Origin of the sequence: Paenibacillus tritici, assembly GCF_013204885.1 — a bacterium.
Classification (GTDB): domain Bacteria; phylum Bacillota; class Bacilli; order Paenibacillales; family Paenibacillaceae; genus Paenibacillus_AQ; species Paenibacillus_AQ tritici.
In genome coordinates, this window is sequence record NZ_JABMKX010000010.1 from 123,379 (window position 1) to 148,706 (window position 25,328).

At 54.1% G+C, this 25,328-nt stretch carries 17 protein-coding genes and 1 pseudogene; 7 read left to right on the plus strand and 11 right to left on the minus strand.

The window, feature by feature from the left end; genetic code table 11:
* Window positions 1-224 precede the first annotated feature (224 nt).
* Together HQN87_RS18880 and HQN87_RS18885 are read right to left on the minus strand one after the other, a co-directional pair.
* Window positions 225-2,009 (minus strand): methyl-accepting chemotaxis protein, encoded by a 1,785-nt coding sequence (locus tag HQN87_RS18880; RefSeq protein ID WP_173136581.1) that lies wholly within the window; start codon window positions 2,007-2,009, stop codon window positions 225-227.
* Window positions 2,010-2,220: 211 nt separating this feature from the next.
* Entirely contained in the window at window positions 2,221-3,630 is a 1,410-nt protein-coding gene (locus HQN87_RS18885; RefSeq protein ID WP_173136583.1) for a deoxyguanosinetriphosphate triphosphohydrolase family protein, read from the minus strand.
* A 193-nt stretch (window positions 3,631-3,823) separates the two neighbouring features.
* Here HQN87_RS18885 and HQN87_RS18890 point away from each other — a divergent pair, with 193 nt between their 5' ends.
* Window positions 3,824-4,600 carry a polysaccharide deacetylase family protein gene (locus HQN87_RS18890; protein WP_173136585.1) on the plus strand — a complete coding sequence of 259 codons (777 nt, stop codon included), beginning with the start codon at window positions 3,824-3,826 and terminating at the stop codon, window positions 4,598-4,600.
* A gap of 106 nt (window positions 4,601-4,706) precedes the next feature.
* Window positions 4,707-5,729 (plus strand): helix-turn-helix transcriptional regulator, encoded by a 1,023-nt coding sequence (locus tag HQN87_RS18895; protein WP_173136587.1) that lies wholly within the window; start codon window positions 4,707-4,709, stop codon window positions 5,727-5,729.
* Window positions 5,730-5,883: 154 nt separating this feature from the next.
* Here HQN87_RS18895 and dhaK read toward each other — a convergent pair.
* The 3 genes and pseudogenes from dhaK to HQN87_RS18910 form a co-directional block, all read right to left on the minus strand.
* Window positions 5,884-7,530 (minus strand): annotated as a pseudogene (gene dhaK, locus HQN87_RS18900) (dihydroxyacetone kinase subunit DhaK).
* The gene (locus tag HQN87_RS18905) at window positions 7,531-8,628 is read right to left on the minus strand and encodes a glycerol dehydrogenase (RefSeq protein ID WP_173136589.1); all 1,098 of its coding nucleotides are present in this window, start codon (window positions 8,626-8,628) and stop codon (window positions 7,531-7,533) included.
* Between the two features lie 531 nt (window positions 8,629-9,159).
* Window positions 9,160-10,185 carry a PocR ligand-binding domain-containing protein gene (locus tag HQN87_RS18910; RefSeq protein WP_173136591.1) on the minus strand — a complete coding sequence of 342 codons (1,026 nt, stop codon included), beginning with the start codon at window positions 10,183-10,185 and terminating at the stop codon, window positions 9,160-9,162.
* A gap of 139 nt (window positions 10,186-10,324) precedes the next feature.
* On the opposite strand from HQN87_RS18910, the gene HQN87_RS18915 reads away from it, so the two are divergent.
* The 3 genes from HQN87_RS18915 (at window position 10,325) to HQN87_RS18925 (ending at window position 13,833) form a co-directional block, all read left to right on the plus strand.
* Window positions 10,325-11,962, plus strand: coding sequence for an ABC transporter substrate-binding protein (locus HQN87_RS18915; RefSeq protein ID WP_216857363.1), 1,638 nt, complete (start codon window positions 10,325-10,327; stop codon window positions 11,960-11,962).
* 81 nt (window positions 11,963-12,043) lie between these two features.
* The gene (locus tag HQN87_RS18920; protein ID WP_173136595.1) at window positions 12,044-13,045 is read left to right on the plus strand and encodes an ABC transporter substrate-binding protein; all 1,002 of its coding nucleotides are present in this window, start codon (window positions 12,044-12,046) and stop codon (window positions 13,043-13,045) included.
* Entirely contained in the window at window positions 13,042-13,833 is a 792-nt protein-coding gene (locus HQN87_RS18925) for a hypothetical protein (RefSeq protein WP_216857364.1), read from the plus strand. The genes HQN87_RS18920 and HQN87_RS18925 overlap by 4 nt, the downstream gene beginning before the upstream one ends.
* 49 nt (window positions 13,834-13,882) lie before the next feature.
* Here the strand turns inward: HQN87_RS18925 and HQN87_RS18930 are convergent, their stop codons facing one another.
* From HQN87_RS18930 to HQN87_RS18945, 4 genes are all read right to left on the minus strand, one after another.
* Entirely contained in the window at window positions 13,883-16,093 is a 2,211-nt protein-coding gene (locus HQN87_RS18930) for an alginate lyase family protein (protein WP_173136597.1), read from the minus strand.
* A gap of 43 nt (window positions 16,094-16,136) precedes the next feature.
* Window positions 16,137-17,006 carry a carbohydrate ABC transporter permease gene (locus HQN87_RS18935; RefSeq protein ID WP_173136598.1) on the minus strand — a complete coding sequence of 290 codons (870 nt, stop codon included), beginning with the start codon at window positions 17,004-17,006 and terminating at the stop codon, window positions 16,137-16,139.
* A gap of 24 nt (window positions 17,007-17,030) precedes the next feature.
* Complete coding sequence (locus HQN87_RS18940) at window positions 17,031-17,939, minus strand: ABC transporter permease (protein WP_173136599.1); 909 nt, start codon at window positions 17,937-17,939, stop codon at window positions 17,031-17,033.
* Between the two features lie 150 nt (window positions 17,940-18,089).
* Window positions 18,090-19,655, minus strand: a complete 1,566-nt coding sequence (locus HQN87_RS18945; RefSeq protein WP_173136600.1) for an extracellular solute-binding protein — start codon at window positions 19,653-19,655, stop codon at window positions 18,090-18,092.
* Between the two features lie 224 nt (window positions 19,656-19,879).
* Between HQN87_RS18945 and HQN87_RS18950 the strand changes: the two genes are divergently transcribed.
* Window positions 19,880-21,685 (plus strand): sensor histidine kinase, encoded by a 1,806-nt coding sequence (locus HQN87_RS18950; RefSeq protein ID WP_173136601.1) that lies wholly within the window; start codon window positions 19,880-19,882, stop codon window positions 21,683-21,685.
* Complete coding sequence (locus HQN87_RS18955; protein WP_173136602.1) at window positions 21,672-23,285, plus strand: helix-turn-helix domain-containing protein; 1,614 nt, start codon at window positions 21,672-21,674, stop codon at window positions 23,283-23,285. The genes HQN87_RS18950 and HQN87_RS18955 overlap by 14 nt, the downstream gene beginning before the upstream one ends.
* 523 nt (window positions 23,286-23,808) lie before the next feature.
* Here HQN87_RS18955 and modB read toward each other — a convergent pair.
* Both modB and modA read right to left on the minus strand, forming a co-directional pair.
* Window positions 23,809-24,471 (minus strand): molybdate ABC transporter permease subunit, encoded by a 663-nt coding sequence (modB, locus tag HQN87_RS18960; protein WP_173136603.1) that lies wholly within the window; start codon window positions 24,469-24,471, stop codon window positions 23,809-23,811.
* A 28-nt stretch (window positions 24,472-24,499) separates the two neighbouring features.
* On the minus strand, window positions 24,500-25,279 hold the full coding sequence (gene modA / locus HQN87_RS18965) for a molybdate ABC transporter substrate-binding protein (RefSeq protein ID WP_436836478.1): 780 nt from the start codon (window positions 25,277-25,279) through the stop codon (window positions 24,500-24,502).
* Window positions 25,280-25,328: the final 49 nt, after the last annotated feature.

Consider the following 25,328-nt stretch of genomic DNA (forward strand, 5'->3'; position numbering starts at 1 on the left):
TACACACTATATAGACTGAACTTGAAATTTAAATTTAGGGAGAAGTGGCGGAGGGGAATTTTGGAACTGTAGGAGCGGTAGCGACCGCCTTTGTTCCCGGATTTCTACCACGACAGTGGTTTCAAATCAGGAAATCCGGGAACAACAGCGGCCGGAAGTCCAAATATTCTCTGTAGTCACGGCGTATCCCTAAGTACTATATTTCACCTTCAGCCTATATCCCCCTACACCTGAAATCGCGTAACAGACTCCCGAAGCTCAGTAAGCAGCACCTTCAGCTGCCCGATGCCGTTAGCCACTTCCGTAGTGGCAGTGAACTGCTGATGCGCTGATGCCGAGGTCTCCTCCACACCTGCCGCAGATTGCTGGGAAAGGGCCGAGATATGCTGGCTGAACTCATTCATGGTCTCGCTGGCTCCAGTCATTTGCTGCAGGTCCTGGCTCATCTCATCAATGGTTACCGCCATCCCAAGGACCGAGCCGTTGATTTCAGCCAGGGCTTCGCCTGTCTCAACAATTTGCCGGCTGCCCTCCTCTGTCTTGGCTACGCCTCCGCGAAGCTGCTCCACCATGGTTCTGGAGTCGAGCTGGATTCCCTGCGTAATCTCCGTGATCTCCGATACGGTCCGCTGCACATCCTCCGAGAGCTTACGCACCTCCTGAGCCACTACCGCGAAGCCGCGTCCGCTGTCACCGGCCCTGGCGGCTTCAATCGCAGCATTAATGGCCAGCAGATGCGTCTGCTCCGAGATGCTCCGGATGGCACCTACCAGCTGGAAGATGCCTTCATTCTTGCGGTTCAGCTCCTCCACGGTTCCCATGGACAGTGAGACGGTCTCGGCAATCTGGTTCATCTGCGATACGGAGCTTTCCATGAGCGCCCGACCTTTCTCACCCTTAAGCCGCACCTGTTCCGAATGAAGGGAGAGATCCGTGCCTCTGCCGGCAAAATTCTCGATCAGCTTATTTAAGTCCTCAACTGCCTTGGAGGCTTCCACCGCTGCTTCAGCCTGGCTTCCCGAGGCTGTAGCCAGTTCTTCCATCGTCAAGGCAATCTGACTGCTGCCTTCCCTGGTTTCGGCAATCGTATGCATCAGCTCATCACCCTGCTCGGATATGACGTTGGACACATTGCGAATCCGGCTGACCATCTCCAGCAGGGTGCGGTTGGTTTCATTCACAGTCTTGGCCAGCAGGCCAATCTCATCCTTATTGCTGATCACGGTCTCTTCCGCCGTCAGATCCCCGTTTGCGATCTGCTGGAGCTGGGCGGTTACCTTCTTCAGCGGACGGATGATCGTTCTGCGGATCACCATGTTAATGATTCCGATGACCAACAAGACAATCAGTACAGTTACAATATTCAATGTCAGCGAAGTGTGGAAAATTTGCTCGGAAACTTTCCCCTCTTTCGCTGCTTCGTCCTGAGTGTGCTTAACTAGTGCATCGAGATCAACCTGCATGGAATTAAACGCCGCGATCCCCTTGCGCGATACCTCCAGGGCCAATGCCTCGTCACTCGAGCTGCTGAGCAGGATCGCCTGATTATTGACGGTCAGGAACTCCGCCCATTTCCCGACGAGCGACTGTAATTGCCCCAGTTCCTTATTCCCGTGCAAGGTGAGCTTGTATTCCTTCATCGTATCTGACACTTTGCTGATGAATTTGGCCCGCTCTTCCGCAAGTACGCTTTTCTCCGCAATATCCGAGTTCAGGATATGCTGCATACTGAGCGCCATCACATGCTCTGTGAGATAATTAACATTGTGGATTTTATCCAGTGCAGGAATGCTCTGATTAAGAATACTACCTGTGTTCTTCTGCATACCGTACATTTGATAGAGCGAGACCCCGCCGGTCACCAGAACCAGCACAGCCAGAGCCGCGTACCCGGAGGCAATCTTGAAGCCAATACTTTTACCGCGCCCGGTCAGGCTGACCCGCTGCTTCTTATCCGCTTCATTCCTCCCTTTACTAAACCAATCCTTCAGTCGCTGACCCTTACCCATACCTGTATGCCCCCTTGATAATTGCCGAGAATATTACACCATTTTCCATCTGTTACCCTTTCTTTTTCATAAAAAGACAAAAAAAAATAGTATATACGTACTATTTCGGCAACAGGGGATTAAAAATTTATACATCTCACTATGTAAGGTTGTACCTGCCGGCCCAAACGGCCGACAAGTAAATAGAACCACAGGTTCTCTAACCCAATATTTAGTCCAGATCGTAAATCGAACCGACCTTCAGCCCGTATAGCTCGTTGTATATTTTCTCGGCAAAGGCATCGGTCATTCCGGCAATATAGTCGATCACCATATGCTCCCAGGTCCAGATCGGCTTCGCCGACTTCTGGTCCTTCTCAAAGCGCTGGAGCCAGTCGGTTGGAATAATATTCCGCGACGTCTCGGGATCAAGAAAGGCCTCCCACAGCCGCCGGAGAATCCATTCGCTCCGTTTCTGCAGACGCTGCACGCGCAAATCACGGATCATGGTCACCCAGGCGAAGCTTTTGAGCACACTGACGGTCCGCAGCATGTCCTCATCTTCCTTGCCTTCCTTAATGAACGTGACCTTCTTCCAGTCCCCGTCCTCAATGACGCCGAGACTGGCGACAAAGGTACTAACCCAATAGGCCTTGACTTCACGGCGGGTGCGGGAATAGTCATTCTCACAGGTCGGCATCTTCTCCATCCATACGCGAAGGAAGGAGCTAAGCACATCCTCTACCTTGAAGCGGATTGCCGCCTCGTTCCAGCCTGACCAGAAGGCATCCTCCAGCGTGGTAATTTTCTCCACAATCAGCCGCTGGATATAGTCGTCATGCATGAAATGCTCATGCACCTCAATCTTCCCGGCCTTAATGCCGTCTTCCAGGTCATGCGCCGAATAGGCAATATCATCACACAGATCCATCAGCTGGGCTTCAAGCGTCTTCTTGCCCGCCGGAACCCCCCACTGGCTGCGGATCTCGTTGATGTAGTTCCATTCATGCAGATACATGCCCTTCTTCAGGACCGTACCGGGAAAAGGATATTTGTTAATCCCCAGCAGCACCGCATCAGAGAGGTTCAGACCGTCGATATTCTCCCGTTTCTCCAGGAACATGATCAGGCGGAAGTTATGGGCATTGCCTTCAAAATGCTCGTATTTGCGCTTCAGGCTCTCATAGATGGTCTGCTTCTGGACCGGACCGGCGCCGGATTTGGCTGCAGCCTCCGCAGTTTTCTTGACAATGAGGCTCTCCAGCAGGCTGTCCAGCACTTCCTCTCCCTTATGCCCAAATGGAGGATGGCCGAAATCATGCGCGATAGCGGCGCATTCCACTACTTCCGGGTCAATGACCAGCCCCGGGTTCCCGGCCGCCCCTGTCTCTACCTCCGGGTAAGAGCGCAGCAGGCTCTTGGCCGCTTCGCGGGCGATCTGCGCCACCTCCAGCGAGTGAGTCAGGCGTGTCCGGTAATAATCCCCGGTCCCGGCTCCGAACACCTGGGATTTGCCTTGCAGCCGGCGGAAGGTCGGCGAATGGATCAGACGCGAATAGTCGCGTTCATATGCGGCTCTGGAGGTTTCCAGCTTGGTAATTTCCGGATATTGTCTATGTTCTCTTTGCTCAATCAGTGTCATCTCCGCCGCTCCTGTTCCTTGATCTGTATTTAGTAACTTATTATAAGTCATTTCCGCCGGAACTTTCACTCTAAAATGCAATTCACTGTGCAGGCGCTTGTAAATGCATAGTAACCGGGGACGATAGAGCATTCTAAGACTTAAACTGCAGGAGCAGCTTATAACGACACAAGTGTGGAGTGAACCCGAGACTATGACAACAGCTTCCAGACTAACCGCAGCAGTTCTTGCAGCCCTCACCTTGATGCACACCTCCTCAGCGCTTGCCCAGGGCAGTCTGGACAAGCCCAAGAACCGCTACTACTATGAGGAGCGGGGCGACATGATCTGGGAAGTGCGCACCAGTCAGAAGGTCATTGCCCTGACCTTCGACGATGGCCCGGACCCGCTGGAGACGGACGGCATTCTGGAGGTGCTGCATGAGTATCATGCGAAATGCACGTTTTTTGCCATTGGCAAACGGATCGCCGCTTATCCCGAGGTCGCCAGACGCGTTATTAATGAAGGACATGAGCTGGCGAACCATACCTATAACCATGTGTATTTCAAAAAACCCATCTCCGGGGAGCAGATTCAGCAGGAGCTGGAGCTGACGGAGAAGGAGATTGTGAAGATATCCGGCAGACACAGCAGCCTGTTCAGGCCGCCGGGCGGAATGTATGACGAGACCCTGATTGATGTGTCCAACAGCATGGGTCTGAAGCCGGTGCTCTGGTCCTGGCATCAGGATACACGCGACTGGAACCGCCCCGGTGTATGGAGTATCTCCAGCCGGGTGATCCGCAATGCGAGGAGCGGTGATATTGTCCTGTTCCACGATCATGTCCACGGAAGATCGCAGACCAAGGAAGCGCTGAAGATCATTCTGCCTGAGCTGGAGAAGCAGGGCTTCCGGTTCGTCACCGTCTCGGAGCTGATTGGGTTATCCGATGTGCAGCAGGCGAAGACAGACCGGCAGATCACCTATTGAAGTCCAGGGCGTCTTTCATTGCACAGGCTTACGAAATAAGGTAGTCTTGAGCATGATAAGGCTGCCTGCGGCTATACCGCAGGGCATCCCCCAGGAGGGTTAACAGATGTCCGAGAATACTTCCTATACAACCGAGGAGATTGCCCGCCTGCTCAAGATCTCCAAGCTTAAGGTCTATGACCTGATCAAAAAAGGAGAGCTGCCCTCTTACCGGGTGGGCAAGCAGATGCGGGTGGACCTCTCAGATCTGGAGAGGTACAAGCAGAACTCGCGCAGCAGCGGGGCTTACAGTCATCCGCTTCCCGAGAGCGGATTCCCTGAGGCATACCAGCCGCAGACCCAGCAGCCACAGCAGACTGCCCCGTTCGCGGCTCCGTATCAGGCCTTTGCTTCTCCGCCGCCGCACAGCCTTAAGCACAGCGGACTGAATGTAGTCATCACCGGACAGGATATGTCGCTGGATATTCTGGCGACCCATCTGGAGCGGACCCTGCCGTCCACCCGCCCTCTCCGTTCCTATGCCGGCAGTCTGGACAGCCTCATTGCCATGTATCAGGGGGAATCCGATATTGTAAGCACTCATCTGCTGGACGGCGACAGCGGCGAATATAATCTGCCCTATATCCGCAAGCTGCTTGTGGGCTTCTCCTATATTGTTGTGCATCTGCTGACACGCAGCGCAGGCTTCTATGTGCAGAAGGGCAATCCGAAGGGCATCCGCAGCTGGAGTGACCTCCGGCAGCACGGGCTGACGCTGATCAACCGGGAGCGCGGCTCCGGCGCCCGGGTGCTGCTGGATGAACAGCTCCGCCTGCATGATATTCCGTCATCCCGCTTAAACGGATACAGTAATGAAGAGAACAGCCATCTGGCCGTAGCGGGCCTCGTGGCGCGGGGCGGCGCGGATGTGGGTATCGGCATAGAGAAAGCCGCCCGGATCGTGGACGGCATCGACTTCATCCCGCTGATCCGCGAGCGCTATGACCTGGTGATGATCAAGAAGCCGGAGAATGAACCGTGGATCAGCACGGTCATTGATATTCTGCGTTCGGAAGCCTTCCGCAGTGAGCTGAGCTCGATTCACAGCTACGACCTGTCCGAGACCGGGAATATCATTTACGAGACTTGAAGCCATAGACAAATAGTCAAAGGGACATTCAGCAGCAGAATTGCCGCCGGATGTCCCTTTGACTGTGCCTACAGCTATTTGCAGGGCTGCCCCTCTGGTCTAACGGACCGCAGCCGCCTGCTTCCCTGCCGGTTAGCCTGGCGGCCTTCCGGCCCTACTGCTGCTCCATCCGGTCTACGATCCCGGTGAATAGAATGCCTATCGCTGTAGCGCCGGCATCCGGGTGGCTGAGGCTCCGCTCGCCCACATAGCTTGCCCTGCCTTTGGAGGCAACGATGTCTTTGGTCTGTTCGGCACCCTGTACCGCTGCTTCTGCCCCCTTGCGCATGCTGACCAACAGGGCCTCGCCATTCTCCGCACTCTTCCGCTGGGCTGCAGCCGCAGGAATCAGCGCATCAAGCAGCGTCTTGTCGCCAAGCTTGGCCCCGCCCCGCTTCTGGATGCCCTCTACCGCGTTCTCCAGCAGCTCCGCCAGCTCAAGTCCGCTTAATTCGGTCTTGCCCTTGGCATATTTCGCCGCACTGCGGAAGGCCGAGCCCCAGATCGGACCCGAAGCTCCTCCGCAGTGTTCGATAATGACCATTGCACAGCCCTTGAGGAATTCGCCGATGTCTTCCTGCGGCAGCTCGGCCCATTCCAGCTTGAGCTGCCGGAAGCCTTTGGCCAGCGACATGCCGAAGTCCCCGTCTCCGGCGAAGGAGTCCAGTTCGCAGAACTCGACTTCCTTATCTATGATAAGCTTCGCCATCTCCTCTACCATCCCTACGATATCCGCTGTATGCAGCTTCTCCATTCCATCCGCCTCCTAACATCTGTATGCTGCTGTCTCCGCACCGTAATCCAGCGCCTGCTTCAGCTCTTCATCCAGCTTCAGCAGGGTGAGCGATGCTCCCGCCATATCAATGGCACTCATATAATTGCCGACAAAGGTCCGGTACACCTTGATCTTAGCTTCCGCAAGCAGCAGGCTGACGGACCGGTTCAAGATATACAGCTCCTGCAGGGGCGTTGCCCCGAAGCCGTTAATCATCAGCGCAACCTCTTCCTCCGGGTTAACCGGCATATCGGCGAGGAGCGCCTGTAATGCCTTCGCGGCCAGCTCGTCGGCCGGAACCAGCTTCTCCCGGGCAATGCCAGGCTCGCCATGAATCCCAACCCCGAACTCTATCTCATCGTCGCCAAGCAGGAATGTCGGCGAGCCTTTGGCCGGTACGGTACAGGAGGTTAGCGCGAAGCCGATCGAGCGGACATTCCGTACCGTTTTCTCCGCGATGGCCTTCACCTCCGGCAATGTATCTCCCCGCTCGGCAGCGGCTCCGGCAATTTTATGCACAAATACTGTTCCGGCTACCCCTCTTCTGCCTGCTGTAGATTGATCATCGGCCACCGATACATCATCATTAACGTATACCTTCTCCACGAGGAGATCATCATCCTCAACCGCCATCTCCGCCGCCGCATCGAAGTTCATGCAGTCCCCGGAATAGTTCTTGATAATCAGCAGGGTGCCTTGGGAGGAGGCTGTCTTCGTGATGGCCTGATAGACCTGCACCGTCGAAGGCGAAGCAAACACATCACCGCATACCGCCGCGTCAAGCATCCCCTTGCCCACATACCCGCCATGCGCCGGTTCATGGCCGCTGCCGCCGCCGCTGATCAGGGTGACCTTATCCGGGTTCAGCTCCTTGCGGGTAATAATCTTGTACTTCCTGTTCCACTCCAGCAGCTCCGGGTGGGCCAGCACCATGCCTTCGATCATTTGCACTACAACATCTTCAGGAGCATTGATGATCTTCTTCACCTAAATATCGCCTCCGCTTCCGCCCAGCCGGTCCGCTGCCAGAATGGCGGCATACACACCATACGGTGTGACCGGGAACGGCATATTATGAATGGACTCCCCTTCGGCACAGGCTCTTTCGGCCACCGGCATCAGCCGGGCTTCACTAATATCCGTAACGCCGAGATCCTTCAGGCAGGTAGGCAACCCGAGCGACTTGCAGAAGCCAAGCACGGTATCCAGTTCCGCCTGCGGCGCATTCTCCAGCACCATGTGAACCAGTGTGCCGAACGCCACCTTTTCACCGTGATAATAATGATGGGTCTCCTCCAGAAGGGTCAGCCCGTTATGCACCGCATGTGCCGCCGCAAGCCCGCCGCTCTCGAAGCCAAGCCCGCTGAGCAGGATATTCGTCTCGATAATGTTCTCCAGTGCCTGGGTGACCACCTTGCTGTCATTGGCCGCCTTGGCCTTCAGTCCGTCCTCCAGCAGGGTCTCGTAGCAGAGCCGGGCCAGCTCCATTGCCGCCTTGGTGCTTACCGCCCCGGAATTGTTATAGGTAAACCCGCGGACACAGGATCTCGCTTCAAAAAAAGTAGACAGCGCATCCCCCATCCCGGCTACCAGAAACCGCGTCGGCGCTTTGGCGATAATTCCGGTATCCACCAGCACGACATTCGGATTCTGCCGGGCGTACAGGTAGGATTCGAACTCGCCGTGCTCGGAATAGATTACGGAGGAACCGCTGCACGGCGCATCGGTCGCTGCAATTGTCGGCACGACAATTATCGCAATTCTCGCCCGGTTGGCGATGGCTTTGGCTGTATCCAGCGCTTTGCCGCCGCCGAGGCCGACAATAACGTCACAGCCATGCTCCGCTGCGAACTGCTCCAGCCGGTCAATCTCCTTCAGTGTGCACTCCCCGCCGAAGCCGCCGGTTACAAATTCAAATCCGCCGGTGGCCACTGCCTTGTCCAGGTACTCCTGCACTCTGGCCTGGTCATCCTTATGCGCGACCAGCAGCGCCTTCCGTCCATAGATCGTTACATAGTCCCCAATGTTATACAGTTCATCCTTGCCCTGAACATATTTAGAGGGAGAGGTCAGAATAGTTCTCATGTCACAGCACTCCTTAAGCAGGATTTGTAAACGCTTCCTATTCAGTATAAGCGATTTGCTGTTATTCTACATTGCACGATCCCGTATAGAACTTTTCCGTTATTATGGACTATATATTACCATCTATATAGATTGTACTTGTAAGTTTTCCGTTCTGGGATGGCCGTGACTCCAGAGAATGTTTGGCCCTCCGGCCGAGTTTGCTCCTAACGGACCTGAGAGACCCTATTCCCAAGAAAATAACACGTTTTGCGGGTTAACGGACGGAGTGGACCTTATCGTCTCTCTACGAGAGGTTTAAGCATAGAAATTCCAAGAATAAGGTCTATTCTAGTCGCATGGTGTCCGCAACTTGCCCAAGTTGTGACTCTCCTTCGAAATAAGCGCGTCTCAGTCCGTTACGCCTTGCCAAACGCCCGAATGAGCAGCTCCCATCTTCATCTGGGAATGCCACTTGAAGGGGGAACCTCCACTCCTGTACTCTTTCGGGCATTATAGAGCTCCAGCCACTAGTTTAAATCTGACGCTCTACTAAGCTTCTCCCCGTCTCTTCAGCCGGTAGGCTGCCGGAGTCTCCCCGGTGGATTTCTTGAAGGTGCGGATGAAGTACCCGCAGTCCTCGAAGCCCAGGGCATAAGCGATGCTCACCACCGAATCCTCTCCGTCCACCAGACAACGCTTCGCTTCCTCCAGCCTAAGGCTACTTATATAGGAAGAAAAAGTACTGCCCGTCTCCTGCCGGAACAGTCTGCTGAAATAATCCGCGCTGATCCAGCATAACTTCGCCATCCCGGCCAGCGTCAGCCGCTCCCGGAAATGCTCATGAATATACTCCAGCGCCGGCTTCAGCCTGATGCTGCCGCCTACCGTGCCCGGAGCCTGCTTCCTGCCAGCCGGTGGGCCTGCTTCCTGTACCTGCTGCCGGGGAACCTTCTGCTCCTGCACTGCTTGTTCTGGCTTCACATCCGTAGCATCTGTAGCAGCCCCAGCAGCCGCAGTACTGCCAAATCCATAGGTCCGGTTCTTGGCGCCTATCCGCCCGGTAATATAGTGGCTCATATGGGTGACGAGCTGGGCTACGGATTCAATCCGCTCATACGACATCACCGGAAGGCTGCGGTAATATTCCTCCAGCATGGTGTCATATTCCCGCTGGCCGGTACCGCCGCCTGCACCCAGCAGATCCAGCTCTCTGGCTGCCTCTTGTCCAGGAATTGAGATCTGGCCCAGCATAATTGAGCCGAGGTATCGGCTCCCGGCTACCAGCGGTACAGCCATATCGACGATACCCATGTGGCATTTGTAGACATAGGGACGCTGCATGCTCTGCGCGGCATGGCCTCCCCGGTAATCACAGCTCTCGCATAACCGCGAGGAGCGGGTAGCCGATCTCATCGCCCGGCAGAAATCCGTACATTTGCTGTGCCTGGTGACCGGCTTGCCTGCCGCGTCTACCGTAAGCACAGCCATATCCGTCACCGCTGCCAGGTCATCCTGAATGACCTGCAACGCCTGTGTATCCACGACCTGTTCGAACTGTTCCAGAGAGTTCCGCATGAGTCCCTCCTTTAATTCATTCAAATTATATCTAAAATTATAACATGATAACGGTTGCAATAACCAAATGATTCCCTCTATAACCGGCATTGTCAGAATTATCGTATACTATGAAGGTGAGCAGAAAGGAGAGGAACCTGTGATATCCGATATTCCGCAATCAACGCTTAGGCTGGAGCGCTTATTTTTCTCAAGTGTGCACAGCTATTTCTGCAGTCATGCAGAAGGGAAGGCATTGCCCCGAAGGTTCCTTACCCACTATGCATTGTGTTATGTGACCGAGGGTAAAGGGCAACTGACCCTTAATGGAGTGCTGCTCACGGCGAATAAAGGGGACTTCTTTTTATTGTTGCCCGGGACGGCAGTGGAAGGCAAAGCTCTGACTACAGAGCCTGTACGTTACATGATCATTTTCTTCTCCTGTATGCAGCTTCGGAAGGACCGCAGACATCAGGAGCTTCATCCTCCGGCATTCCCCGTTAGCGGGAAGCTTGAAGCATCCGGCCAGCCGCGGGCTGCTGAGATCATGAATCAAATGACAGTACGCAGCCGAACCCGTGAACCGGAGGATATCATACGCGCTAAGTACCGGCTGCAGCGGCTGCTCTTCATGCTTCTTCAACCAAGTGAGCGCACTGCGCAGGACAAGGCCGTAGGGATGGATATGGTGCTGGCCCACATGAAGAACAACTACAACCAGGAGCTTAGAGTCGGGCAGCTGGCTCTAATGGCCGGGCTAAGCACCAATCATTTCATCAGAGCTTTCAAACAGCTTACTGACAAGACACCCATGACCTATTTGCTGGAGGAACGGATTAAAAAAGCCAAGCAGCTCTTGTTCTCTTCCGAACGGGTCAAGCAGATCGCCAAGGAAGTAGGCTACAAGGACGAGCATTATTTCAGCCGGGTGTTCAAGAAATCCGAAGGGGTAGCACCGGCCAGCTATCTGAAAAACAGTCATCTCCGTATCGCTGTTCTATATTATGGACTGGATGATTACCTGATGACACTTGGACTGACGCCGGTGGCTGCGCTGTCTTACCTGGAGCGGGTGTCCAGAAATTATGCCCTTCCCCATCCGGGTGTGCTGCAGCAGGATATTGTCCGCCTGAACGGTTCCCGGCTGAATTATGAGGAGCTTGTACGGCTGAAGCCTGATCTGATCATTGGGAGCGACCGCTTCTTACCAGGAGAGATGTTGGAGTCCATCGCACCCACGGTTGTCCTTAAGCATACCGATAATGTTGAGCAGCAGCTGTCCCGGCTGTCCCGTATTCTCGGCAGAGAGCAACAGGCTGACGATTGGATGAACAGCTACACCGAGCAGAAATACCTCATTAGATCGGGGCTTGAAAAACGGGACAGGCTGCCAACGGTTTCTTTTATCAGAGTCAGCTCTGAATTCTACCGCCTGTACGGTGCCTCCAATCAGACAGGAACCCTACTATACAGAGATCTTGGACTACGCCCTTCCCTCTCATTCCCTGAACAGACCGAGGCGGTGGATTTTGAGATTGATGAGCTTCCGCGGTATAACCCGGGGTACATCTTTTTGGCTGCGGACCCTACCCTGGAATCGAGACAACGGCTGGAGACGCTGCTGTCATCCCAAGAATGGTCTTCACTGGATGCAGTGAGGCAGCGCCGGGTGTTCGATGCAGGAGATCTGCTGTTCAAAACCCTTGGACCCACAGGCCGGATGTGGGCCATGTCTTATGTTGCATCCCGGATAGGTACGCTGAACGATAGAATTATCCATGCCAACAGAGGGTTATAATCCATTGTAAAGTATGCATCGTTCTCCTATCATAATGATAATGATTATTATTATCTATCGCACAAAGGAGAATAGAAACCCATGAATAGAAAGAAATCCATCCAGATCCTGCTCCTTGCCGTTCTGCTGCTGATACTGGCCGCTTGCAGCAATGGAGCGGGACAACCGGCTTCCGGAGAGCAGAGTCCCTCCGCTTCCCAAACCAAGGATCAGGCGGCTGCGGAACCGGGCACACGCACAATTACCCATCTTAAGGGAGAAGCCGTGATTCCGTCCAAAATCGAAAAGATCGTTGTTCTCTCGGCAGAGTACATAGATCATCTGTTGACTATCGGAGAGAAGCCCTCCGGTGTGAACACCGAGGTCCGGTACGGAGGAGAGTATCTTCCCTATCTGGCTGACAAGCTGCAGGGGGTACAAACCGTAGGTTCGGCGGATAATCCCAACCTTGAGGCCATTACCTTGCTTGATCCGGATGTGATTCTTATTGAGAGCCGGACGGCCGAGAATAAGTATGAGCAACTGAACAAAATCGCTCCTACCATCGTTCTTGGAAATGAATGGCTTGATTATGGCGACGATACTTCCTTTTGGACCAAGGATCTGCTAACCATTGCGGAGATGTATGACAAGACGGACCTGGCGAAGGAAAAAATTGCTGAACTGGAACAGAAAACGGTCCAGGCCAGCGAGAAAATCAAAGTGCTGGACAACAAAAAACTCGCCTACCTCCGTGTACGCGAAAAGACCCTCCAAGTGTATGCCCAAAAAGGTCATCCGACCAATGCTTTGCTCTACCAGGATCTCGGATTTGAGCCTGCAGCACTTACGCCGGAAGAGCAAAGAGCGGATTTATCTCTGGAGAAAACGCCGGAGCTTGGGGCAGACATTATCGTCCTCGAGACGGACCCGAATGCCCGGGATTTTTTGGGCAATATGCAGAAGAGCGCGCTCTGGAAGAACATCCCCGCCGTACAGGAGGGAAGGGTCCATGAGACTGATTCCTTTTGGCTCTTCAAGGGCTGGGGGGTTATTGGCCGGGGTGAGATTATAGATGAAATCATGGCCTGGATAGAGCAATGAGTGGCGGTCAACCTGTTGACAACGAGTGGATAAAAGTATTTTTGCAGCAGCACTTTGCCGTTACTGTCAGGGAGAACCGGAGTGTTGCTTATCCTTACAGCACCGAAGATCTATTGGACGAAGCGAAACTCCCGCTAATCCTCCGTCAGCAATCGGTTCAGCTTGGTGAGCCGGCAGGACTTGTGGTAGGAACTTTGTTCGCCAAGCGATATTCCGTATTAATTATGGGGCTGGCCGCCTCGATCAGCCTGTTCGACACTTCACTGTCTCTGCTGCCCGGCGCTTTGCGGTTCCGGCCGGCTGACAGAGGGATCATGCATTATGAAGCGGAATTGGCAGCCTCGGGCACAGTTCCTGTTCACGCAGCGGAAGCCCGTCAGGCGTGCCTTGCCGGATATCTGGAGCACCTGCTGGAGCATTTGCGGCAGGTGTTCGCAGCAGTATCCAGTTATACAGGAGCCAAGGAACGAGTCATGTGGTCGTTGGTCTCGCATAATCTGCATGACCTGTATGGAAGACTGCGCACGGACAGGGGACTCTGGGACTCCGGGGAGCGGGGCTTAATTATCAGCCAGGACTATAATACGCTGCTTCAGCCGGAGAAGCCTGATGAATTATCCATGCGGTTCCGCAAGGTGGAGCATCCGAAGCTGCAAGGCCGTCCCTTCTATCTGCGCAAGCATTGCTGCCTGGCCTACCGGATCAAGACTACACCTGATGCAGAAGAGTATTGCAGCACCTGCCCCAAGCTATCCGCTGAGGAGCGGTGGGATATATTGAATTCCTGAAGTAACGCCCATCCCTGGTTCAGGATGGGCGTTGCTCATTTCAGCTGCTTTATGATTTGGAATCCCTAATAACAATGACATCCCGGTTAAAGAGGCCTCCGGCAAATTCAACGGCCTCCGGCTCCGTCTTGCGGGGCAGCAGCCCTTCGGAGATGATATTGCCGGTATGGTCGAGGTAGCTGGTTACATCTACACTCTTATGGAACAGGCAGATCTCATCCACCCGGTCTTCCATGACAATACGCAGAGCCGTTGCCTCCTGTACCGAGAGCAGCTCCCCGTTCTGCCGCACAGGCAGGCGTTCTGCGCTCACCTGCGGCTTCTCTGCTCCGAATGGAACGGCAAGTGTAACGATGGCGGCACTCCCTGTCACCGTTAACGAACGCTTCACCACCGGACTCTCGTCATACTGGCCCTGCTTGAAGATCAGGCCCGGCTCAAGCGTCAGCTGGTCGTCCGCCAGCCCGGCTGGCAGATGCTTCAGCAGCAGATTGGCTTCCTCCAGCCGGGTAGAGACTTCCCTGCTGATAGAATCGTAGCCCGCTATCCCCGGCGGCAGATGGAAATACTGCTCATAGCGGTGCTGCCCCTTGGCTTCAAACAGGTCCACGATCAGCCAATAGCTGTTCTTGATGAACAGCACCTTGCGGGAATGGATCACCGGATCTTCGTAACGGGTATACCCGTATTGGCTCGCAAAGGTATAATCGTAGGCTTCCTTAAACTGGGTATCCCAGATTCTGCAGCTCGCGGTTGGCGGTGTATTCCAGTGAAAGCTGCGCACATGCTGATCCTGGCCGTCCACAACCACAGTGTTATGGGCCCTGGTAGAGACTGTATATTTACGTTCCTTGTTCCATTCGAATAATCCCATGCCCGAGTCGGCCAGCAGTTCGCGCCCGCCGGCATACAGCACCAGACTTAGCGCATCGGAATGCGCATGTCCGCCGATGCCTACGCCTGCGCGCATAGCCATGTACATATCACTGTGGTTCCAGCCCTGCCGGGAAGTCACATAACCGCCGACCGGGAAGCAGGCTGCCGTCTCGGCTGGCATGGCGGCCTGCAGCTGATCATACTGCGCTGCGGCATCCGGCCCGACTCTCCACAGCAGAGAGAACGGCAGCCGCTCATACCCCAGCGCTTTGAAATCTCCCCGCTGATACAGGTAAGCGCCCAGACTCATAATATTGTGCAGCTCGCTGACCACCTGCACATCGGTATCGCCGAATTTGACCAGCTGACCGTCGGGTGCCAGGAGATGCATCGTAACGACGAACATTTTCTCCAGCAGCTCCCGGTATTCTCCGGCATCCAGGCCAAGCTTATGGAACAATGTCACCAGCTCGTACAGATCACGCATCACGATCAGGTGATAATTGGGGCTTCCTTCAAACTGCACTCCATCCGGGTAGACGTTCTGGCGGATATATCCCGGCAGCTCACGCCCCCCATAATCCAGCCATTCTGCGGAATCCTTCAGCTCCGGCAGGAGCAGCGCGGTCTGAATCAGCCCCCGGAGCTGCATGCAGACATGATTACCGCCGCTCGCATGATATTTGCGCACATACTCCCCATGCTGATGGAAGGACTTAATCAGCTTCAGCTTCACCGCAGGCTCAAAGGCCGGAGAGCCGAAGAAGGTAATGAAGGCTTCCGGCAGCATGAACAGCCGAACACCCACTGAGAGGGGGTCCCAGGTGGAATGCTCCGCCCGGAACGTATCCTCTACCGGCATGGGGTTATCATCAATGAAGTGGCTGATCATATCATTGAAGCATTTGGCGTATTTCTCATCACCGGTCAGCGCATAGGCTCTCGCCAGGCGCTTCACATACACGAACCGGGTCAGATGAAGCTGATACTGCGAGCTGTCGAAGAGCCAGCTGTTCCAGTCATAGGCTCCATTGCGGAAGACCACTCTTTTCCCTTTGAACAGCGGAATATCGCCTTCCACAATCCGGTCCGCCTCGGCGATATCCTGCTGCGCCTCCTCCTCCCCGCTGTAACGGCTTGCGGCATACACGCGCAGCTTGGGAACATCCTTCACCTCAAAGTAATATCTCCCGTTGTTACCCGCTGCAATAACTTCTAAATAGGCATCCCGTGCACCGGGAATATCGCCTTGATTCAACTGGGCAGCCACACCGGCAAGCTCCGGCTGATCCAGATCCAGCATCGTGCGCAAGAAGGCTTCGTCGGACATCTGCGGCTTCGTATACTTCGGATTATGGCGTAACTCTTTATATCCAATCTTCATTTGAACCCTCACCCTTGCTTCGTTTAGCGGAGCGGCTCCGCGTCTATTCCTTAATCGAACCGAGCATAGCACCCTTGGCAAAATACTTCTGCAGGAACGGATACACAATCACAATCGGCAGCATCGCCAGCAATATAGCCGCATTCTGGACATTCGGCCCAAGGTTGGCGGCAAGCTGCGCATCCACTGCCGCTTCTGCCGAAATATTGGAGGCGCTAATCGCCACCATCTGCCGCAGGAGCGGCTGAATCGGCCAGCGTGACGTATCATTCAGGTAGATCACCGCAGAGAAGAACTCATTCCAGAACTGCACCATGAAGAATAACGTAAAGGTGGCAATAATCGGCTTGGACAGCGGAAGCACGATGGAATACAGAATCCTGAACTCCCCCGCCCCGTCAATTCTTGCCGCTTCATCCAGGCTTTCAGGCAGACTCTGGAAGAAGGAGCGGATAACCATAATATTAAAAGCACTGGAGGCTGCCGGTAGCACCACCGCCCAGTAGGAATCAATCAGACCCAGATTCTTGACCACCAGATAGCTCGGAATCATCCCCCCGTGAAAGATCATCGTGAAGAAAATAACCAGCAGCATAATGCGGCGGCCGGGCAGGAACTTCTTCGACAGGGCATAAGCCAGTGTAATGGAGACAAACAGGCTGAGCAGCGTCCCCATAGCCGTGATAATCACGGAGTTCTTGACCGAGGTCAGGAACGTATTGGCATTCAGCAGATAGCTGTAAGCATCCAGCGTCCAGTGCTTGGGCCAGATGAAGAAATTCCCGGCCATGGAATCCCCCGGCGGACTGAAGGAAACCGCGATAATATATAGAAAAGGCAGAATAACCAGCAGGCTGATTAAGCAAATAATAACTACAATAATGGTGTCAAACCAGGTTGCCTTAAGCTTCATAACCTCTCCACTCCTGTTCTCGTTCTAGAATATGCCTTCCTCGCCAAGCAGCCTTGCCGCATAATTGGCCCCCAGGACAAGGATCAGACTGGCAACGGATTTGAACATGCCCACGGTAATCGCGAAGCTGTAATTGAATTGCTCCAGACCGATATGGTAGACGAACAGATCGAACACATTGGAGACATCCAGGTTGAGGCTGTTGGTCATCAGGAAGATCTGCATGAAGTTGGAGTCCATGGAGGAACCCAGACGGAGCAGCAGCAGAATGACAATCGTGCCCTTGATGCCAGGGAGGGTAATATGCCAGATGCTCTGCAGCCGGCTTGCTCCATCCACCTTGGCTGCCTCATACTGCTCGGGATTAATCCCCGCCAGTGCCGCCAGGAATATAATCGTCCCCCAGCCTGCATCCTTCCAGATGGACTGGAAGATTACCAGCGGCCGGAACCACTCATTGCTGACCAGGAAGTTGGCACTGCTGCCGAACCACTGCTCGAGATAATGGTTAATCACGCCCGAAGGTCCGAAGAAGGAAATCGTGATCCCGTAGATAACGACCCAGGAGAGGAAATGGGGCAGATACACGATGGTCTGCGACACACGCTTGAATACCTTAAGCCGTACCTCATTCAGGAGCAGCGACAGAAGAATCGTGAAGGGAAAATAAATGATCAGATTCAGCAGGCTGATCAGCAGCGTATTTTTGAGCAACATATAGAAATCGGAGGTTCCGAAAAACTGTCTGAAATTATCCAGCCCCACCCACGGGCTGTCCATAATGCCTTTGAACGGGCTGTATTCCTTGAAAGCCAGAATGAGTCCCGACATCGGGATGTAATGAAATACGAGAAAATAGAGAATACCCGGTGCTGCCAGTAAATAAAAGGGCCATAGCTGATGAAACCGTTTCGGTCGTAAAGCTCTCTGCACAGGCTAAACCTCCTTATCCATGGGCAAATTCAGCGAGAAACATAAGGATGATGGGGAAAGCGAACCCTTACATCCTTATATTTCAAGAGAAAGGGGGAAGCCCCCCTCTTTGCCTTTGTTTATATGTTATTTTTCTGTGTAAGCTGTTATTTATTGATGCTCTGCCTTGTACTGATCCAGCAGTTCCTTGGTAATCTGCACCCCTGCACCGGTAGTCCAGGCATCAATCTCCTTCTGCACATCCTCCCAAGCTCCTTCACCCAGCACATATTTCGTCATGACCGCACTCATCTTCTTATAGCTGTCCGGATTCTTGCTGGCATACTGTGAATTGTAGCTGAGGAACGGATTCTCCACCCCGATCTTGCTGATCGTATCGAGTGTAGCCTTTTGGAGCGCCAGGATGTCCGGTTCCTTGGAGTTGGCGTACACATATGGATCTGACCGGTTCTCCAGAATGAAGTTATTCGGCTTATCCAGCTCATACTGCTTCTTCTGCTCCTCAGTCTGAACAGCCATTCCATCCTTGAACTCACTGGAATGAATGCCAGTGACTCCGGCTTTGGAGAACGCTACATTCTCCTCGGAAGCGGAGAAATCAAGGAAATCGACAATCTGCTGCACCTTGTCTTCCGGCACAGAGCTTGGAATCGCCCACAGTCCGTAGTATCCGGAGAGGATAGAAACGCCCTTCTGTCCGTTCGCGCCTTCAAGCACATCCACAATCGCGATTTCAGCCTTCGGGTCTGTCTGCTTCAGCTTCTCGACATTAGTCTCTACGATATCACTGACATTCCCGACAAAAGCCCCCGCTGTGCCTGCCAGGAATTTGCTCCGTGCCTGACCCTGGTTCTTCAGTACCGGCGCATCCTTGTCAATCAGGCCTTTGCTCCAGGAATCTCTCAGCCACTCCAGGAATGCCTTGTATTCAGGAGTCTGGAAATCACGGACAACCTTCTCTCCGTCCAGCTTCCACACATTAGGAATGCCGAAGGCATATTGGATCGGGAGTACGCCCGAGAAGGGACCGGGGCTGCTCACACCGTCTGAACCGTAGATCGTGAACGGAATGGTTTTGCCGCCGCCTGCCGGATCTTTCTCCTTGAACACCGCAAGTGCATTCGTCAGCTCATCCATCGTCTTCGGTACGGGCAGATTATATTTGTCCAGCCAGTCCTTACGGATCAGGATATTGGCTTCGCCTCCGCCGTAGAGGCCGCGCGGCCGGGGAACGCCGTATATTTTGCCTTCAATCTTGGCACCGTTCCAGACCACCTCATCAATCTGGCTGATATTCTTGGTCTTCTCCAGATATGGGGTCAGGTCATGGAAGGCACCCATCTTCACCAGGTTGTTGAACTTGTCGTCCTTCCCTCCGTCCATCAGCAGCAGGTCATAGGAATCTCCGGCGGATACCGCCACGGAGAGCTTATCGGTGTAGGCCTCAGAGGGCACGAAGGTTACGTTCAGATCTACGTTGCCGCGCTTCTCCAGGTCCTCCAGGGCTTTGTTGTTCGTCATCTCCGGCGGATTGCCGAAGAGAATGGTCATCGCCTTGATGCTGGCCGGCTTGGCGGCTGTACCGTTCTGGCTTCCACCCTCCGGTGCCGCTGTGCTGCCTGCCGCTGAATTTTTATCGCCGGAGCAGCCCGCCAGGGTAGTTACCATCAACGCCGCTGTGGCTACAAGCGGTACAAGCTTTCTTTTGAAACTCATTGTCATCCCCCATTTGCTTGTATTGATTGCGTTTACATCGTGCTTACACTTTGGATTATAGAAGACGTCAGGACTTAAGAACATGCCGGATTCCAGCCAAAGTGTCACCATTTTTAAGATTTGCCGGGTTCGATGTTTCTCCCGTTTCTACAATGTACTATAATCTGTATAGGATAGCCTGCCCGGTATCCGTATTCCAAAACCCAGTAACGGATGTGGCCCTTATGAATTCACCCTTCTTCAGCTTTTTGCGGCGGAGCTTCTATATTAAGATGATTGTGGTCATGTTCGCCATCTCTGTGATCCCGCTGATTGTCTTGTCCTTTATCTCTGTAAGCGTATCCAGTACAACTGTAGAGCAGCAGGTGAACCGCCTGAATGCCCAGCTTGTCAATCAGGTCGTGGACCGTATCGAATTAACGATGACCCGGTTGAGGGAATTAAGTGAGCAATACTCACGGATCTCGTCCATTCAAGGGGCACTGGTGTCGCCTTCGGCCCAGTATTTTGAAGAGGTTGTCCGCAAAAAGGATCTGATCTCGGTGCTCAGCAGCGCCTCAGCCATTATCGGGAATGTGGAAGGCCTGCAGGTCTATTCGGCCGTTACAGGAGAAGTCCTCTCCTCCACGGAAGCCCCGGCCACCCTGGAAGCGTCCCCGTACCGTCCGCTGATTGAAGCGTATCTCGCTTCGGGACGGCCGAATCTGTTCCTGGACAAACACTCGCTGCCGGAGCTTGCCATCCTGAATTCCTCCACCTATTATATCTCACGGGTTCCCTTCGATTTATATAAGGACCTTAAGGGAGTGCTGCTGATCTCCATGAGCAACAGCCAATACCAGCAGCAGATCGAGAATATTCAGCTTGGGAGCAAGGGCTCTATTTCGCTGCTGACCGAAGACGGCCTGAGCATTGCCACCACCAGTAAGCTGGAGAAACAGGAGGATACGCAGCGGGTGCAGGAGATTCTGAAGCGCTGGAAGGAGCTGAACCGCCCGGACCAGTTCGCAGCTGGCTCCTCCATTGTCTCAGTGAAACAGACCTCCACCTACGACAAGTGGATCGTGCTCTCGGAGATTCCGTCCAAGGAGCTTACAGCCAGCGCCGAGATTATTCGCCGGACCGTCACTTATTTCCTGGTGCTTCTGGCCTTGCTCGGGGCGCTGTGCGTGGTCGGCTTCGGGTATCAGCTCTACCGGCCTCTACAGGCTGTAAAGCGGCAGGTCGATGCACTGAAGAAAGGGCATTTTGATGCCCGGGTCACGCATTTCGCTAACAATGAGATCGGCGATCTGGGGCGGATGCTCAATACAATGGCCGTCCGCATTCAGGATCTGCTGGCCGACCTGCATGATTCCGAGGACCTGAAGCGCAAGCTGGAGATCCGGGCGCTGCAATCGCAGATCAACCCCCATTTCATGTACAATACCTTAAATACGATCCGCATGTTCGCCATGATGAAGGATTATGAGAAGATTAACTCGCTGATGGGACGGCTGGTGGCCTTGCTGCGGTATTCGATGGAGAACTTCGAGCAGACGGTGCAGCTGCAGCAGGAGCTTGATTATCTGGCGGATTATGTCGGACTGCTCAATATGCGCTACAAGTGCCAGATCCATCTGGAGGCTGAAATTGAGGAGCCGCTGAGAGGGATGCAGATTCCTAAGCTGAGTCTTCAGCCGCTGATTGAGAACTCCGTGTTCCACGGCATTCTCCCGCGCAAGGCAACGGAAGGACATATCACTGTGCGCGTGTTCAGCAGTCCGGGCGGGAGCCATATTATCCTTGAGGTCAAGGATGATGGTACAGGTCTTGAAGAGGCTGAACTGAAGAAGCTGCAGCTCCATCTCCAGCAGGAAGAGTCCACGGAGAATATCGGGCTGCAGAATGTATGGATGCGGATGAAGCTGCTATTCGGATCAGGTACCCAGATTCTGCTCTCCAGTACGCCGGGCGAAGGCTTGATCATCCGTATGCTGCTGCCGTCCGAGACCGTTCTTATTAGGGAGGAACATCATGAATCACTATAGAGTTGTCCTGGTAGAAGACGAGATTCCGGCAAGAACGGTATTCCGCCATTTCATTGAAGAACGTGCAGATCTGTTCACCCTTGTCGGCGAAGCTGAAGATGGCCGGGACGGGCTGGAGCTGTTCCTGAAGCATAAGCCGGAGCTTGTCGTCACCGATATTACGATGCCGGGAATGAACGGGCTGGAGATGCTGCGCGAGATTGAGCGAAGCGGGGTGCGTGCGCCGCAGATTATTATCCTGACCTGTCATCAGGACTTCCACTATGCCCAGCAGGCCATTCATCTGAAGGCAGCCTCCTATCTGATTAAGGATGACTGCCTCTCTGATCCGGGCCTGTTAACCCGGACGATGGAAGAGCTGGCGGTCCTGGCGGATTCACGCGATGAGACAAGGGATAATTACCTGCAGCTGGAGCAGCAGGTGCGGCTGAGTGAAGTGGAGATCGAGCAAAGCCTGTTCCTGGACATGCTGCGCAGTCCGGCGGCCGAAGCCAAGTGGCTGCGCAGCCTGGAGGAATCCCAGCTTCCGCTTCACGGCCAAGGCTTCAAGACCCTGCTGCTGGAGCTGGACCGCAACTCCCTGCGCTTCCCGTTAGACCAGCTGGAGGAGCTGAAGCTGTGGCAATTTGCCGGCGTGAACGTGCTGAAGGAGCTGCTTGGCAGCATAGGTCCGCATAAAGTCATCGCCCTCGACAAAGGGCGGTTCCTCGCCTTATATACCGATACCTTGAGGACAGGGCGCCCGAGCCTGTTGGAGCAGGTGCTGGAGTCTTTTGCCGCGAATCTCAAAATGAGATGCATCGCTCTGCTGTGCAGCTTCGAACAGGGTCTGGGGGAATGGCCGGAGGCGCTGAAGCGGCTGGCTTCTGCACCCTACCCGTTCTTTTACCGCTGTGATGAGAGCATCGGCATTGGAGAGTGGGAGCAGCTCTCCAGCTTCCAGCGGATTCCCGAGCCGCTCAGCCGGTTCTGGAGCAAGGTGCTGAAGAAAGCGCTGCTGGAGCCGCATCTCAATACGGCGGCACTGGAGCAGGAGCGCCTGTCCCTGTACCGTCAGGCCATGGAGCAATCCTGGGACCCGGAGCAGGTCAAATCGCTGTATCTGAGAGTCTTCCTGGATATGAGCCATAACGTAATCGGAGCCGATGGCGGTGCGGAGCTTGAAGCCGACCTGCGCAAAAAAATAGAGCGGTGTCAGACCTTCAACTCCGTGCACGAGATGACCTGCGATTATTTCCGCAAGCTCCAGCAGCTCCAGGAGGGCGGCCGGAAGATTGACGCCTCCATCACAAGAATCATTCAGCAGATGCGCGAAGACCTCAGCTATCCCTACAAGCTGGAGGAGCTGGCGGCTTCGATCAATTACAGCGTGCCTTATTTCAGCTCCATGTTCAAGAAAGCCGTCGGGGAGAGCTTCATCCAATATCTGACCCGCCTGCGGATTGAACAGGCCAAGCTGCTGCTGCTCACCACCGATCAGAAAACCTTCGAAATCTCCGAATCCATCGGATTCGAGAACTACCGCTCCTTCAACCGCATCTTCAAAAAAGAGGCCGGGGTCTCCCCATCCGATTACCGCCGGCAGGGTACGGTGATGTAACAACCTCCGGTGGTGGCGGAAGCGTCTACTCCGGACGAAATCCTTGCTAAGCAAAGTGGGGCGTCCGCTAGCTGACTAGCGTCTTATGAGGACCCCATTTATGAGGTTACTGATATGAGGCGCCTCTTATGAGTTTCCTGTTATGAGGTTACTGTTATGAGGTGCCTGTTACTGGCTTCCTCTTATATAGTTGGAAAAATGTATCTTAATTTGGATGTTTGGCAGTATTTGAGGGGATTAGTTGGATAAATGCTATTTAATTTCATGCATATCCTCGAATCCGATCCATACGTAGCCTAGTAAGTGCCTTTTTTCCAACTATGTCCTCCAAAGGGTTATTTTGTTCCTAAGCAAGTGGAGGAAATCCATCTATTACCGTCAATCACCTGTTACTACCGGATACTGCAGGCGCATCCAAAAACCTTGCTATTGCTGTTCCCGGCATCTTTCACTGTCTCTTAACGAAAAGGCCCCTATCCTCACCCGAAATCCAGGTGAAGACAGGGGCCTTGCTTGTAGCCTATCAGGAACGGCGGTTCACGAACATCAGCATAAGCGCGGAAATGACGATTATCGAGCCTACCCACATCCAGGCCAGGGTCATGTTGCCTCCGTCCACCGCTACATAGATTGCAGTGGGCACCGTCTGTGTGCGTCCCGGAATATTCCCGGCCACCATAATCGTTGCCCCGAACTCACCCAGCCCGCGGGCAAATCCAAGCACATAACCGGCAGCCAGTGAGCGGCCCGCCAGCGGGAGGGTAACATAACGCAGCACCTGCAGCTCGCTGGCACCCTGCGCACGCGCCGCATCCTCCAGGTCCTTCTCCACACCCTCGAAGCCTGCTTTGACTGTGCGGTATACGAGCGGAAAAGCCACCACGACTGCGGCAATGACCGCCGCCCCCCAGGTGAACAGAATCGTCTGCTCCGTGAATTGTTCATACAGCCTGCCGATCCAGCTCCGCCGCCCGAGGATCACCAGCAGTACGAAGCCGACTACTGTCGGCGGGAGAACCAGCGGAAGCAGCAGGACCGTCTCGACCAGGTTGTGTCCGAAGAACCTGCGTCCAGCCATCTTACGGGCAGCTAGCACTGCGAGCAGGAATACGATGAGACTGGTTAATACCGAAATCTTAAGCGACAGCCAGACCGGGGCGAAAAAATCAGTCCAATTGATCTCCATTTCTTCCACCCCATCTACTCAGAATTACTTATTGGGCCAATTGAAAACCGTAGCTGCTAAAGACCGAACTTGCAGCAGAAGTCTGTACATACCGATAGAAGGCTGTGGCTTCCGCCTGATGCCGGGAATCCTTCACAACTCCGGCCGGATAATGAATCGTCTTATGTACATGTTCCCCTACGGTCAGGGCAATCTTCACTTTCTTCGAGGTTAACGCGTCCGTCTTGTAGACGAAGCCGGCATCTGCATTCCCTGTTTCCACATAGGACAGTACCTGGCGGACATCCTTGGCGAAGACCAGCTTGCCTTGCAGCGTATCCCATACCTTCTTCGCTGTTAAGGACTGCTGGGCGTATTGTCCGGCTGGTACCGATTCCGGCTGCCCTAGGGCAATCTTTCGGAAGGGTTGCCCGGTAAGGTCTGTAAGGGTTGTAAGCTTCGTGTTCGAGTCCGAAGGAACGACTACGACCAGCTGGTTCTTCAGCAGCATCTTGTGCTGCCCGATCAAGCCCTTGTCCACCAGCGCCTTCATCTGCTTATCGCCTGCCGAGAAGAATACATCTGCCGGTGCGCCCTGTTCGATCTGTTTCTGCAACGTACCGGAGGCGCCGTAATTGAACACCAGCTTAATCTCAGGATGCTGCTGCTCATATTGAACCGCGATCTTGTCGAGACTGTCCTGCAGACTCGCCGCTGCGGAGACCATAATCTCCGTCTTCTTAACTGCCGCCTCTGCATCCCCTAACGAACCGGCAGACACTCCCGCTACCAGGATAAGCACCAGCAATCCCACAATCCACTTCTTCAGCAAGCCCATACCTCCCTAAATACATCCATGTATATTTAGGTGATATTCT